The organism is Shinella sp. GW821-FHT10F02 (assembly GCF_058809275.1).
Map to the genome: position 1 here is coordinate 803,856 of NZ_JBXASL010000002.1, position 13,474 is coordinate 817,329.

At 59.3% G+C, this 13,474-nt stretch carries 11 protein-coding genes; all 11 read left to right on the top strand.

Features of this window, described 5'->3' with window-relative positions; genetic code table 11:
• Positions 1 to 57: 57 nt before the first annotated feature.
• The 11 genes from torT (at position 58) to AC1RWL_RS09625 (ending at position 13,473) form a co-directional block, all read left to right on the top strand.
• Positions 58 to 1,098, top strand: a complete 1,041-nt coding sequence (torT, locus tag AC1RWL_RS09575) for a TMAO reductase system periplasmic protein TorT (RefSeq protein WP_493094435.1) — start codon at positions 58 to 60, stop codon at positions 1,096 to 1,098.
• 75 nt (positions 1,099 to 1,173) lie between these two features.
• On the top strand, positions 1,174 to 2,724 hold the full coding sequence (locus AC1RWL_RS09580; RefSeq protein WP_493094436.1) for a sugar ABC transporter ATP-binding protein: 1,551 nt from the start codon (positions 1,174 to 1,176) through the stop codon (positions 2,722 to 2,724).
• Positions 2,705 to 3,709, top strand: a complete 1,005-nt coding sequence (locus AC1RWL_RS09585) for an ABC transporter permease (protein WP_493094437.1) — start codon at positions 2,705 to 2,707, stop codon at positions 3,707 to 3,709. The genes AC1RWL_RS09580 and AC1RWL_RS09585 overlap by 20 nt, the downstream gene beginning before the upstream one ends.
• Positions 3,702 to 4,706 carry an ABC transporter permease gene (locus tag AC1RWL_RS09590; RefSeq protein ID WP_493094438.1) on the top strand — a complete coding sequence of 335 codons (1,005 nt, stop codon included), beginning with the start codon at positions 3,702 to 3,704 and terminating at the stop codon, positions 4,704 to 4,706. The genes AC1RWL_RS09585 and AC1RWL_RS09590 overlap by 8 nt, the downstream gene beginning before the upstream one ends.
• Before the next feature lie 440 nt (positions 4,707 to 5,146).
• The gene (locus tag AC1RWL_RS09595) at positions 5,147 to 6,157 is read left to right on the top strand and encodes a LacI family DNA-binding transcriptional regulator (protein WP_493094439.1); all 1,011 of its coding nucleotides are present in this window, start codon (positions 5,147 to 5,149) and stop codon (positions 6,155 to 6,157) included.
• A 64-nt stretch (positions 6,158 to 6,221) separates the two neighbouring features.
• On the top strand, positions 6,222 to 7,463 hold the full coding sequence (locus AC1RWL_RS09600) for an ABC transporter substrate-binding protein (protein ID WP_493094440.1): 1,242 nt from the start codon (positions 6,222 to 6,224) through the stop codon (positions 7,461 to 7,463).
• 105 nt (positions 7,464 to 7,568) lie between these two features.
• Positions 7,569 to 8,495, top strand: coding sequence for a carbohydrate ABC transporter permease (locus tag AC1RWL_RS09605; RefSeq protein ID WP_493094441.1), 927 nt, complete (start codon positions 7,569 to 7,571; stop codon positions 8,493 to 8,495).
• 20 nt (positions 8,496 to 8,515) lie between these two features.
• Positions 8,516 to 9,355 (top strand): carbohydrate ABC transporter permease, encoded by an 840-nt coding sequence (locus AC1RWL_RS09610; protein WP_493094480.1) that lies wholly within the window; start codon positions 8,516 to 8,518, stop codon positions 9,353 to 9,355.
• A 34-nt stretch (positions 9,356 to 9,389) separates the two neighbouring features.
• Entirely contained in the window at positions 9,390 to 11,333 is a 1,944-nt protein-coding gene (locus AC1RWL_RS09615) for a glycoside hydrolase family 127 protein (RefSeq protein WP_493094442.1), read from the top strand.
• Positions 11,330 to 12,448 (top strand): ABC transporter ATP-binding protein, encoded by a 1,119-nt coding sequence (locus AC1RWL_RS09620; RefSeq protein WP_493094443.1) that lies wholly within the window; start codon positions 11,330 to 11,332, stop codon positions 12,446 to 12,448. Before AC1RWL_RS09615 ends, AC1RWL_RS09620 begins: the two co-directional genes overlap by 4 nt.
• Positions 12,445 to 13,473 (top strand): 4-hydroxythreonine-4-phosphate dehydrogenase PdxA, encoded by a 1,029-nt coding sequence (locus AC1RWL_RS09625; protein WP_493094444.1) that lies wholly within the window; start codon positions 12,445 to 12,447, stop codon positions 13,471 to 13,473. Before AC1RWL_RS09620 ends, AC1RWL_RS09625 begins: the two co-directional genes overlap by 4 nt.
• The last annotated feature ends 1 nt before the right edge of the window (position 13,474 follow it).

Below are 13,474 nucleotides of genomic sequence, written 5' to 3' on the forward strand. Positions count from 1 at the left end.
ACTTGAATGCCTCGGAGAGGGGTTCTCCAAACAAAATCAAGACAATAGGAGGTTCTCGTGAAAGCAGGAATTATTGCGACTGCATTTTTGTGCCTGGGTTGCACCACCGCGCTTGCTGCCGATTGGTGGCCAGCGAAAGTTTACAGTCAAAGCGAAGGCGCTCAGGCGTCGTTCGACTACGTGCCGCTGACGAAGGCGGAAAAAAAGTGGCACCTCTGCGTGTTGTTTCCGCATGTCAAAGACAGCATGTGGGTCGCTGCCGCCTATGGCGCGGTCGAAGAGGCGAAGCGTCTCGGTGTGAAGCTCACGCTGCTCCAGGCTGGTGGCTACGAAAATCTTCCCAAGCAGATTTCGCAGTTCGATGACTGCGTTGCCGCGAAGTCTGATGCCATTATTACCGGTGCGATTTCTGAAGCGGGTATGGCGAAGAAATTCGAGGAAGGTTTGGAAAAGAAAATTCCTCAGATTATGTTGATCAATCCCGTCGCCGGTGCTGGCGTTACCGCGAAGGTGTCGGTCGATTATCCGGTGTTGGGTGCACTGGCCGCCGATTTCATTCTCAAGAACTATCCCGATAAGAAAATCGAAGTTTCCGCGTTCCCTGGCCCGCAGGGATCTGGTTGGGCCGAGGGCTTCTACAAGGGTTTTGAAGAAACTCTAAAGCCGAGCTCCGCCGAAATCGTAGACACAAAGTGGGGGGACACAGGGGTCGCCGTTCAGTTGAAACTGGTCGAAGACTCCCTCGAAACGTACCCTGACGTGTCGGTTCTTTGGGGTGCGCCCCCGGCGATCGAGGCGGGCGTCGGCGCGGTGGATAACGCTGGTCTGTCAGGAAAGGTGGAGCTCGTCTCTTCATATGAAAACCAGGCGATGCTTGATTTGCTTCGCAGTGGCGACGTGAAGGCTTTCCCCACGCTCGCGCCAGTCCTTGAGGCCCGCATTGCAATTGACACTGCTGTGCGCGCGCTCGAAGGCAAGGAGTTTACAAAGGCAGTGATGATCGTTCCCGAGATGCTTTCGAAGGAAAACGTCGACACGGTCAATCTCGATAATGTCTTTGCACCGCGCGATTGGCAGCCTGTCTACACTGTAGACTGACAGGTGGCTTCCGCCTGAATTCCCTAAAATGAAGTACGACACCTTTACGCCTCGGGCAGACAGGATAACTTGCCTATGCAGTTGTTAAAACTCGAGAATGTTACCAAACGCTTCCGAGGCGTCACCGCTCTCAGTGGCGTGAACTTCGACCTCAACGGTGGCGAGGTTCACGTCCTCTTCGGAGAAAATGGAGCGGGAAAATCGACCTTGATCAACCTGATCGCCGGCACGTTTTCACCGGACGAAGGCCGCTGCTTCCTAAAGGAACTGGAGATCGGCGGGCTGTCACCCGCGCAATCTCGAGAAGCCGGTGTCGGAGTTGTCTTCCAGGAATTCAGCCTGGTGCCGCAGTTGAATGTCGTCGAAAATCTCTTCCTTGGACGTGAGTACAAGAAAACATCCCGCTGCCTGGATCACAGACGGATGCGTGAAGAAGGCAAACGCGCGCTCGAAAGCTTCGGCTTCAACGTCGACGTTCAAAGCCGTGTCGGAGATCTCTCACGCGCTGAACAGCAGATGGTGGAGATTGCCAAGGCGCTTCTGTTTCAGCCGAAGATCCTCATTCTGGATGAACCGACCGCCTCGCTGACAGAAGCCGAAGCGTCCAATCTCTTTCGCCTTATAGGGCAGCTTAAGGCGAAGGGTGTCGGCATAATCTATGTCTCGCATCGCATGAAAGAAATACGAGCCTTAGCCGATCGTGTCACGATCCTGAGAGACGGCAAATTGATCGCGACCGTGCCAGCAGTTTCGACCTCGGACGAAGACCTTGTTTCGCTGATGACCGGCCGCCCTCTGGACCGTCTCTTTCCGACGATCGAGCCTAAATATGGTCCGGTCCGTCTATCGGTTCGAGACCTGTGCCTCGCAAAAGGCTCCGTGAAGCAGGCGAGCCTCGACCTGCGCTCCGGTGAGATTGTTGGGATAGGAGGCTTGCTTGGGAGCGGGCAATCTGACTTCGTAAGGGCGATTTTCGGCCTCGAGGTGATTTCGAGCGGCACAATCATACTCGACGGAGAACCCCAAAATTCTCCCACGCCGCGCAGCATGCTTGACAACAAGGTTACGTACTTCCCCGCTGACCGGGTTGCCGAGGGTTTGGCGCTAACGAGGCGGGTGCGCGAAAATGCATCGATATCTTCACTCTGGTTGGAGCGATTTTCCCGCAGTGGACTATTGCGGCTGAGCGAAGAGTGCGATGCGGCGAATGCGGTGACGTCAAGGCTCAAACTGCGACCGAAAAACATCGAGTATTTCGTGGAGAATCTGTCCGGCGGCAACCGGCAGAAGGTTCTTCTCGCGCGGGGCCTGATGCGTGACACTGAAGTTTTTCTCTTCGATGAGCCGACTGTCGGGATCGACGTGAACGCGAAGTACGAAATATACGAGCTGATGCGCGATCTGGTTGAAGCAGGCAGCGCCATCATTCTCGTATCGTCCGACCTGCAAGAGTTGCTGCACCTTTCGCACCGCCTCGTGGTTTTCAACAAGGGTCGAATTGCTGCCGAGCTTGTAGGCCCTGCAATCACTGAGGACAATGCGCTCAAATCCTTCTTCGCAGATGAGCCTTTGGCTGTGAAATCCTCCAACAATGACGGGAAAGTACATGACGGCACTTTCGCTTAAATCGACACAGGTACGGATGGCAAACATCGCCACAGCGACAGGTTTGATCCCGATTTTTCTGGTGTTCCTTGTCGTTGTTCTGGGGCTTATCGAACCGCGGTTTGTTTCCGACACCAACCTTTCCAATGTTCTGCGGAACGCCAGCTATCTTGCCATCATCAGCGCCGGCCAGATGATGGTGATGATCGTTGGCGGCATCGACCTGTCAGTAGGCGTCATTGTCGCCTTGAGCAGCGTCACGACGTCCATCACGATGAGCAAATTGGGCGTGCTGTTTCCTGACAACCCCGTCTTCGTAATCGCACTTTCCTGTCTTGCGGCGCTGGGAATGTCAGGCGCCATCGGCGCGATCAATGGCATTCTGGTTGCCTATACCAAGGCGAGCGCCTTTATGATCACGCTCGGAACGCTGTCCGTGGCGGGAGGGATCGCATTTTATGTGACGTCGGGCATTCCGATCTATGGAATGCTGGAAGAATTCACGAAAGGGTTCGGCCGAGGCTCCTTTTTGGGGTTGTCTTATCCTACCTTTATCGCTGTCTTCCTGATCGTCGTGATAGCACTGGCACAACGACACCTGCATATCGGCAGACACCTCTATGCGGTTGGCGGCCACGGTCCGGCGGCGCGATCATCAGGACTTTCGGTGAAGGGGCTGACCGTTGGCGCGTACACTTGCTCTTCCTTGTTGAGCGGGCTCACCGGGATTTTGATCACCGCGCGGATAGGCTCCGGTCAAGCGAACCTTGGATCCGAATTCATGCTGCAGAGCATAAGCGCGGCCGTGCTGGCTGGTGTTTCGCTCAGAGGCGGGGTCGGCCGAGCAGAAATGATTGCAGTTAGCAGTCTCCTGCTCACCGTCGTCGCGAATGGGATGAATCTCATACGGATCGACAGCAAGCTCCAGACGATCGTCTTCGGAGCCTTGCTTTTAATCGCGATCCTCGCAGACAAACGCAGCTCTGGAGGCACTGACCGTGGCTAATGTGAACATTGTGGATACCACCCAACGCTTCTCGTTTAAGGGCGTCCTTCCTGGTCTCTTCCAGCCTGTTTCCATCCTTGTGCTGTTTCTGGCCTTTGGCGCATTCGAACCCGCCATTTTCACCTGGGGGAATGTGTCCAACATCGCGATCCAGGCAAGCTATCTTACCGTCTTCGCGCTGGCGCAAACATTCGTTGTGATCGTACGGGGGTTTGATCTGTCTCTTGGCAGCACGGTGTCACTGATTAGCGTGGGCGCCACGATGGTCATGGTGTGGGTCTCGGCTGCCACGGGATCCGACATCGTCTCTCTGCTGGCGTGCATCGCTACAGGGTTGGCGATCGGGCTGCTTGTGGGCACCGTGAACGGATTCGTCGTGGCGACGTGGTATCTAAACCCCTTCATAGTCACGCTAGCGACCCTCAACATCGCCGTAGGATTTGCAACTACAATCTCGGGCGGCTTTCAGATCTTCGACGTTCCCGGCATTCTCAACAGTGTATTCTACCGGTCTTCGGTTCTTGGGATTCCAGCACCTGTATTCGCTTGTATCGTCCTGCTTGTAGTCTCGCATCTCGTCCTTACCAGGTTACGACTTGGACGCGCGCTGTTCCTTATCGGCAGCAATCCGCGTGCGGCTGTCGTCGCGGGGATTCCTGTGCGAAAATACACGATGCTCGCCTATGTCTTGTGTTCAGGCATGGTCGCAATTGGAGCTTTGCTGCTCACCGCCCGGACAGGTTCAGGCGAGCCTAATCTCGGCGGCAATCTTATGCTTGAAAGCATTGCGGCAGCGGTGATGGGCGGAGCATCTTTGCGCGGCGGCAAGGGCAACGTCGCGTCGCCACTCTTCGGAGCGCTCGTAATCACCGTTCTATCGAATGGAATGAATCTGGTACGGATCGATGGCTATATCCAGCAGATCATTCTTGGACTGGTCATTACGATCACAGTGGCACTTCAAGCGCGAGCCGAAGGACGACGAGCCGTTCATTAGGCATCTTCAGGGCGGCAATGGTAATGCATGGGACGGCGCCCAATCGGTGTTGACCATCAGCAATTTTTCAATCCTTCAGGCCGGTAGGCGCTTTTATCCAGAAGCGCCTGCCGGCTTTGGCGCTGTGCATCGACAACCGATAGAAATCGAGCGTGATACTGACGGCTTAATCGATGGCCGTCCGGCCTTGAACGACCAGCGAGTCCGCAGGCGGCGCTAGCATTAAATCTACGCTAGATACCTTCAAAGACGCCAGGTCTCCAATAATATGACAGGGCGTCGCCCTCCTCCCACAGACTCCGCTAGTTGACGATGGCTTGAGAAACCTCGGCCATGATGGGCGATCACAAAAAAATTTTGAGAAACCCTTTTCTCATTCCGTTTTTTAGCTATACTGCGATTGAGAAACCGGTTTCTCATAATTTTTAGGGAGCACAAGATTGTCAGGTGTCAGCGTTTCCGATCGGGTGACAATCTATGACGTTGCGGCGGCGGCATCCGTGAGCACCGCGACGGCGTCGAAGGCACTCAACGACACAGGCCGCATGTCGGCGGAGACTCGCGACCGTATAAAACGTGTTGCCCAGGAGCTTGGATTTCGGCCGAATGCACTGGCCCGCAGCCTGACCCGCAAGCGCAGCTTTACGGTTGGACTTTTGACGGACGACACCTATGGACGCTTCACGCTGCCGGTGATGGCTGGCATTTCCGAAGGGCTGATCGATCACGGCGTCTCGGTCTTCCTTTGCACAGTGGAAGACAACCCTGATCTCGCGAAAATCCATGTCGATGCGATGCTGGACAAACAGGTCGACGGCATCATTGCCACTGGAAAGCGCATCGACAGGACGCTGCCCGTGAATCTCTCACATCTATCAGTTCCCGTCGTCTATGCTTTGACGGAGGGACCTGAAGACGCAGTGACCCTCGTCCCGGACGACCGGCAAGGCGCACGTGAGGCGGTCGAACACCTCATCGCCTGTGGGCGCAAACAACTTGTCCATATCACTGGCCCTGAGAGCTTCAGGGTCGTTCAGGAACGAGCGCGCGCTTTCAGCGATGCGCTCGAATCCGCAGCGCTGTCGGCGCCTGACGAGAGGATCTTGCGCGGTTCCTGGTCTGAGCGGTGGGGGCACGAGGCGGTGGAGAAGCTCTGGTCGAGCGGAAACCGTCCTGACGGTATCTTTTGCGGCAACGACCAGATCGCGCGCGGCGTGGTGGATGCGTTGCGGGAGCGGCAGGTCGATGTTCCCCGGGACGTGTCGGTCGTCGGCTTCGACAATTGGGAGATTGTCGCCGAGCAGACGCGCCCGCCGCTGACGACGGTGGATATGAATTTGAAGGAACTCGGACGGCAGGCCGGTCAGGCGCTCGTGCGCCTCGTGAATGGCGAAGCCGTCGAAAAAGGACTTTGGAAGTTGCCATGCACGCTTGTGGTTCGTGGCTCATGACGACTTGGCAAAGGAGTAGCAAGCCAGTCCGGTAACAACGGCTTTAGAGGGAGGAGACCCAATCATGAAGCTGCTTAAAATCGTGGCGCTCACCGCCACAGCACTCAGCATATTGTCGACATCCGCGCTCGCGCAACAGAAGCTGACCATGTGGTCGCGGTCAAGCAGCGAGGCGTTCATGCCAACGCTGATCAAGGCCTTCAACGCATCGCACGAGACGCAGATCGAGCTGCAGATCGTGCCTTCGGCGGAAATGGTGCAGAAATACGCCACGGCTGCCGCCGGTGGATCTGCTCCGGATTTCGTTTCACTCGACCTTGTCTACGCGCCGGCCTTCGCCAAATCCGGTGCGCTGGAGGATCTGACCGATCTTGCCAAGAGCCTGCCGTATTTCGAGCATCTGTCGAAGGCGCATGTCGGCACCGGCACCTACGAGGGGCGCATCTATGCCCTGCCGATGTCGGCAGACGCCTCCGTCCTGCTCTGGAACAAGAAGTTGTTCAAGCAGGCGGGCCTCGATCCGGACAAGGCGCCGACCACCTGGGCCGAGATCGAAGAGGCCGCGGGCAAGGTCAATGCCCTTGGGGGAGACATCAAGGGGTTCTACTTCTCCGGTGCATGCGGCGGCTGCAACGCCTTTACCTTCATGCCGCTCATCTGGGCATCGGGCGGCGACATTCTGGTCGACGACGGCAAACGCGCCGCCCTCGACTCGCCGCAGATGCTCGACGCGATCAATTTCTACCGTGACCTCGTCGCCAAGGATTACGTGCCCGAAAGCGCCAAGACGGATTCAGGCAAGAACTTTTTCGGCGGCTTTGCGACCGACAAGATCGGCTTGTCGCCGATCGGGGCTTTTGCCATCGGCAATCTGGTCAAGAATTATCCGACTGTCGAATTCGGCGTCACCTTCATTCCCGGAAAGGATGGCGGCAAGGCCTCGTTCGACGGTGGCGACAATTTCGTGGTCACGGCAGGGCGCGACAACCTGAAAGCCACGAAGGAATTCCTCGAATTCGTCTATTCGATCGAGGGCCAGACACTGCTTGCCGAGGGGGGAAGCCTGCCCACCCGCTCGGACATCGCTGCCGAAGCGGTCAAGTCCCTGGATGAACGCTACCAGATCGCGACCGAAGCCATGAAGATCGGCCGCACCCCCTCCTCGCCGGTCTATAACGACATCATCAACAGCAGCACCGGCCCGTGGAAGCAGATGCTGAACGAGGTGTTCTTCGGCGACGACGTCGCGGGATCCGTCGCCAAGGCCCAGGCGGCCATGCAGTCGATCCTCGACAACTCGAATTAACAAGCAACGGCATCTGAAGTCTGTCTCTCCCGACTTCAGACACCGGCCCGGACGGAGCTCTTCCCGTCCGGGCAGCCCCTCTGCTTGTTCAATGGATAGGACGCGATGACCCATCAACAGCAACTTCACAATGGCGCACCCGTTCCGCGCAAGTCCGTCAGGCGGCGGCGCAACCAGCTTGCGGGCTTTCTCTTCGTAGCGCCCGCCGTCGCTCTTGTGCTGATCTTTTTCGTCATCCCGCTTGGCATGGCATTCTGGATGTCGCTGCACAACTGGCCCCTCCTCGGCAAGCCACGCTTCATCGGGCTCGGCAACTATTTGCGGCTGGCGCAGGACGCGCAGTTCTGGGCATCTCTACGCTTCACCGTTTACTACACGCTGGTCGTGACGGTCGCGATTTTCGCGGTCGCCTTCCCGCTCGCCCTTTTTGCCGAAAAGGCGCGGCCGCTGACAAAGCTCTACCGCACCGCATTTTTCCTGCCGGTGGTCGTCGGCTTCGGCTCGGCGAGCCTGCTCTGGGCGTGGCTGCTCGACGTTGACTCCGGCCTGTTCTCGCCCGCCGCCTACAGCCTCGGGCTGACCGAAAAGCGGATCAATCTGCTCGCCGACTTCGATACGACCTTCTGGTCGGTAATCATCATGGTCGTGTGGAAGACCGCCGGCTTCAACATGATCATCCTGCTGACAGGCCTGCAGGGCATTTCCACCGAGGTGCAGGAGGCCGCCCGCATGGACGGCGCCTCTTCCTGGCAGCGCTTCCGGCGGATCACGCTGCCCCTCATGCGGCGCACGATCGCACTTGCACTCATTCTTTCCGTCGCCGGGTCGATGCTCGCTTTCGACCAGTTCTACATCATCGCCGACGGCGGCCCGCAGAACAGCACCATCACCGCCGTCTACTGGATTTTCAGCCAGTCCTTCATGTCGTTCCATCTCGGTTACGGAGCGGCGCTCTCCATGGTCTTGCTGGCCATTCTTGTCGTCATCAGCGTCGTGCAACTGCGGCTGCTGCGCAATCCGGAGGGCATGTGATGGCCGCAAGCCGCTCGTCAATGATACGCCGCTCCTTCGAGGCCATCCGCTATCACGCGTTCGGAGGCATCACCGCCCTCCTCTTCCTCGCACCGCTCGTCTGGAGCGTGCTGGTCAGCTTCAAGCCGTCGCTGGAAGCCAGGCAGCCGCCGCTGCCGCCCTGGCCTGTCGAGAGTTTCGGCATCCAGAGCTACGAGAACCTTGCGCAATATGGCTCCGGCATCTGGACCTATACCGGCAACAGCCTGGTGGTGTCGATCGCCACTGTGATTGCCTCGGTGATTATCAGCCTGCTGGCAGGATACGGCTTCTCCCGTTTCCAGTTTCCCCTGAAGAACGTGCTGTTCGTGCTGATCATCTCGACCGTCATGATCCCGTTCCAGTCGATCCTGACGCCGCTTTTCCTAATCCTCACGAAGCTCGGGCTTCAGAATACGCTGACGGGCATCGTGTTTGTCTATGTGACGCTGCAGCTACCCTTCTCGATCTTCATGATGCGCAACGCCTTCGATGCAGTGCCGAAGGAAATCGAGGATGCCGCCCGCGTGGATGGAGCCCCGATCTTCGCCCTGCTCTATCGCATCATGCTGCCGCTCGTTCTTCCGGGGGTCGCGACCGTCGCCATCTTCGCCTTCCTGGCATCCTGGAACGAATTCCTGGCGGCGCTGATCCTGCTCACCGACCAGAACAAATACACGCTGCCCGTGCTGATGGCGGCGGTTCGCTCCGGCCAGTTCGGCACGATCGACTGGGGCGCGGTGCAGTCCGGCGTGACGCTGATGATGGCGCCGTGCCTCGTAATCTTCCTTGCACTGCAACGCTACTACATCCGCGGCCTGACCGCGGGAGCCGTCAAATAATACCAACCTATCAACCGAATGGACAGAGCACCCTATGACACGCTTTGACACACCCACCGCCAGCGGCTTCCGCCCGCCCGCCGTCCCCGATGTCGATGTGCATGGTTTCTGGGGCGAACGCATCGACGCAGTCGCCGACAAGACCGTGATGATCCTTTATGACCGTTGCGTCGCGGCCGGCATGTTCGACCAGATCGATCCCGACCTGCCGGTGCCGGACCTGCGGCTGCCGTTCCACACGCGGCCCGACGGTTCGCCGGACACCGCCAACGTGCAGATGTTCTGGGATTCGGATGTCGCCAAAGTGATCGAGGCGGCTGCTTACGTTCTCTATCGCAAGCCCAACCCGGAGCTTGAAGCGAAGATGGATTCCATCATCGACATGTTCCACAAGCTGCAGCAGCCGGACGGCTATCTGAACTCTTGGTTCATCCGCATGCAGCCTGGCAAGCGCTGGACCAATCTGCGCGATTGCCACGAGCTCTACTGCGCGGGCCATCTGATGGAGGCCGCCGTTGCCTACTTCCACGCGACCGGCAAGCGCAAGCTCCTCGACGTCATGTGCCGTTACGCGGATCATATCGACGCGATGTTCGGGCCGCGTCAGGGCCAGCGGCCTGGATACTGCGGCCACGAAGAGATCGAGCTCGCGCTGGTCCGGCTCGGCCGCGCGACAGGTGAGCAGCGCTATCTCGACCTCGCCCGGTTCTTCGTCGAGCAGCGGGGCCAGCAGCCGCATTATTTCGACGTCGAAGCGACCGCGCGCGGCGACGACCCGAAGCAGTACCGGCACCGCATTTATGAGTATAATCAGTCGCATATGCCCGTCCGACAGCAGACGAAAGTCATCGGGCACGCCGTGAGGGCCATGTACCTTTACTCAGGCATGGCGGATGTCGCGACGGAATTCGGCGATGACAGCCTGACCGCCCCGTTGAAGGTTCTGTGGGACGATCTCACCACCAGGCAGATGTACGTCACAGGCGGCATCGGCCCGGCGGCGAGCAATGAGGGCTTCACGGACTACTACGACCTGCCCAACGAAAGCGCCTACGCGGAAACCTGCGCCGCAATTGGCCTCGTCATGTGGGCAAGCCGGATGCTGGGACGCGGCCCGGACCGCGTTTATGCCGATATCATGGAGCAGGCGCTCTACAACGGCGCGCTGTCCGGCCTGGCGACCGACGGGGCAAAGTTCTTCTACGACAACCCGCTGGAAAGCCGCGGAGCGCATCATCGCTGGACATGGCATCGTTGCCCCTGCTGCCCGCCGAACATCGCCCGGACTGTCGCCTCCATCGGCAGCTACATGTACGGCGTGTCCGTCGACGAGATGGCAGTCCACTTGTACGGAGAAAGTACCGCCCGGCTCGCTGTCGGCGCCACGTCCGTCACGCTGACGCAGCGCACGGAATATCCATGGAACGGCCGTATCGCGATCACCGTCGGGCTTGACGCCCCGGCGTCCTTCAAACTCGCGTTGCGCGTGCCCGGTTGGTGCCGCAACGCGACGCTGTCTATCGATGGCGAGGCCGTCGACGTCGCGGCGACCGAGGATAGGGGCTACCTGCGGATCGATCGCGCCTGGCGCGGTGGCGAGACGATCATCCTGGACCTGGTCATGGATATTCGCGCCTTGCACGCCAACCCGGCAGTAAGGGCCGACCTCGGTCGGGTCGCGCTCGCCCGCGGCCCGATGATCTACTGCGCGGAGGAGGTGGACAATGGCGCTGGCCTCAACAGCCTGATCCTGACCGATGGCGTGGCGAATGCCGCTGCAGCCTCCGTGGATGAACTCGGCAAGGTGGTCGCAATCGACGTCAGCGCCAGGCGCGAATGCTGGGACGGCTGGGATGGCAAGCTCTATGACACCGCACAGCCGACGCTGAAGGAAACGAAAGCACGGTTCGTACCCTATCATCTTTGGGACAACCGGGCGCCGGGCGAGATGCTCGTATGGGTGAGGACGCAGAGATGACAGAGGTCGCACCCGAAAAGGCGAAGATAGAGCTTCGCAGCGTCCGGAAAAGTTTCGGTTCGCTCACCGTCGTCCATGGTGTCGACCTTGCAATCGAAGGCGGAGAGTTCGTCGTCTTCGTCGGTCCATCCGGGTGCGGCAAATCAACGTTGCTGCGCATGATTGCAGGGCTGGAGGACGTGACCGCCGGCGATATCTTCATCGCCGGCCGGGACGTCACGGATCTCGATCCGTCCAAACGCGGGATCGCCATGGTGTTCCAGTCCTATGCACTTTATCCGCATATGAGCGTCCGCGAGAACCTTGCCTTCGGGCTCGAAATGGCAAAGACGCCGCCGAAGGAGATCGAGCAGCGGGTGAATGCAGCAGCGCAGATCCTCAAAATCGGTCCGCTGCTCGACCGCCGCCCGGGTCAGCTTTCCGGGGGCCAACGCCAGCGCGTCGCAATCGGGCGGGCGATCGTGCGCAAGCCGCTCGCATTCCTGTTCGACGAACCGCTGAGCAATCTCGACGCCGAATTGCGCGTCAGCATGCGTATCGAGATTGCACGCCTGCATCGCGAGCTTGGCAATACGATGATCTACGTCACCCACGACCAGACGGAAGCGATGACGCTCGCAGATCGCATCGTCGTGCTGAAGGACGGGCGTATCGAGCAGGTCGGCACACCGCATGAAGTCTACGAGAATCCGAACAATCTTTTCGTTGCCGGCTTCATAGGGTCACCGCGGATGAACATCGTCGACGCGGTCTACGCGGCCGGCAACCAGATCAAGGTCGCCGATTCGGTCATCCCGCTGCCCACCGCTCTGGCGAACGTCTCGGATGGCGAGGCGATCAAGCTTGGCATCCGCCCTGAACATCTGCGCCTCGGTGACAACCGAGAGGGCGCGCTGCGCGCAAAGGTCGATTTCGCCGAATATCTCGGCAGTACGCGCTACCTCTATTGTTATCTCTCCGGCGGCGAGAGCATCACGGTGGAACAGCGCGGTGGACGCGACTTTTCCGCAGGCGAGGAAGTTTGGCTGAGCTACGACATCGAATGCCTTCGGCTGTTCTCGTCGGCCGGCGAGCGGCTGCGCCCGGCCGCGATGGAAAAGGTGGCTGTTCGATGAACTCGACAGTCGCCAACGCTGACAAGCGCCCCCTCATCGCCCTCGCCATGGGCGATCCGGCCGGCATCAGTCCGGAACTCGCCGCCAGGCTGATCGCCTCCGAGGAGGTCAACACGGCGGCGCGTCTCGTCGTGATCGGCGACCGGCGCATTCTGGAAAAGGGAGCCTTTGCCGCCGCTGTTCCGCTGGACATCGGCACCGTGGAAACCAATGCGATCGGTATTGCCGACAAGCCGGTTCTCATAGACCTGCACAATCTCGATCCGGTCGACGCCCAGATCGGCGAGGCGACGCAGGAAGGCGGGCGCTTTGCCGTCGAGAATTTCTCTCTTGCCCTGCGCCTTGCGAGCGCTGGAACCGTAGCCGCCGTCTGCTACACACCTTTCAACAAGAAGGCGATGCGCCTCGCGCATCCGGGCTATGACGACGAGAGCCGCTTCATCACGCAGCTTCTGCGCCTGGACGGCCCGGTCAGGGAGTTCAACGTACTCGATACGGTCTGGAACGCGCGCGTGACATCGCACATTCCCTTGAAGGATGTCGCGGACAACCTTTCCAAGCAGGGCATCCAGGCCGAGATCAAACTGACGCTGGAGTGCCTGAGACAATCCGGTGTCGATGCGCCACGCCTCCTGGTGGCAGGCCTCAACCCGCATGCGGGCGATGGCGGCAGTTTCGGCACGGAGGAGATCGACATCATCGGCCCCGCCGTCGAAGCAGCCGCTGGCGAAGGTTTCGATGTCGCAGGTCCCTATCCGGCCGACACGGTCTTCCTGACGGCACTGAAGGGTGGATATCACGCGGTCCTGACCATGTATCACGACCAGGGACAAATCGCGATGAAGCTGATGGGTTTCGATCGCGGCGTGACGATGCTCGGCGGCCTCCCCTTCCCCGTGTGCACGCCGGCGCATGGCACGGCCTACGATATCGCCGGCAAGGGCCTCGCCAATCCGCGCGCCAGCGAGGAAGCGCTGCTGCTTGCCGCACGCATGGCAACCTCGACTTCAACAGCACAGGGCTGAC

Bases quoted from the DNA above. Each gene is read 5' to 3' on its own strand.
- AC1RWL_RS09580 (WP_493094436.1), top strand. From the start codon at position 1,174: ATGCAGTTGTTAAAACTCGAGAATGTTACCAAACGCTTCCGAGGCGTC.
- AC1RWL_RS09585 (WP_493094437.1), top strand. From the start codon at position 2,705: ATGACGGCACTTTCGCTTAAATCGACACAGGTACGGATGGCAAACATC.
- AC1RWL_RS09600 (WP_493094440.1), top strand. From the start codon at position 6,222: ATGAAGCTGCTTAAAATCGTGGCGCTCACCGCCACAGCACTCAGCATA.
- AC1RWL_RS09605 (WP_493094441.1), top strand. From the start codon at position 7,569: ATGACCCATCAACAGCAACTTCACAATGGCGCACCCGTTCCGCGCAAG.
- AC1RWL_RS09610 (WP_493094480.1), top strand. From the start codon at position 8,516: ATGATACGCCGCTCCTTCGAGGCCATCCGCTATCACGCGTTCGGAGGC.
- AC1RWL_RS09615 (WP_493094442.1), top strand. From the start codon at position 9,390: ATGACACGCTTTGACACACCCACCGCCAGCGGCTTCCGCCCGCCCGCC.
- AC1RWL_RS09620 (WP_493094443.1), top strand. From the start codon at position 11,330: ATGACAGAGGTCGCACCCGAAAAGGCGAAGATAGAGCTTCGCAGCGTC.
- AC1RWL_RS09625 (WP_493094444.1), top strand. From the start codon at position 12,445: ATGAACTCGACAGTCGCCAACGCTGACAAGCGCCCCCTCATCGCCCTC.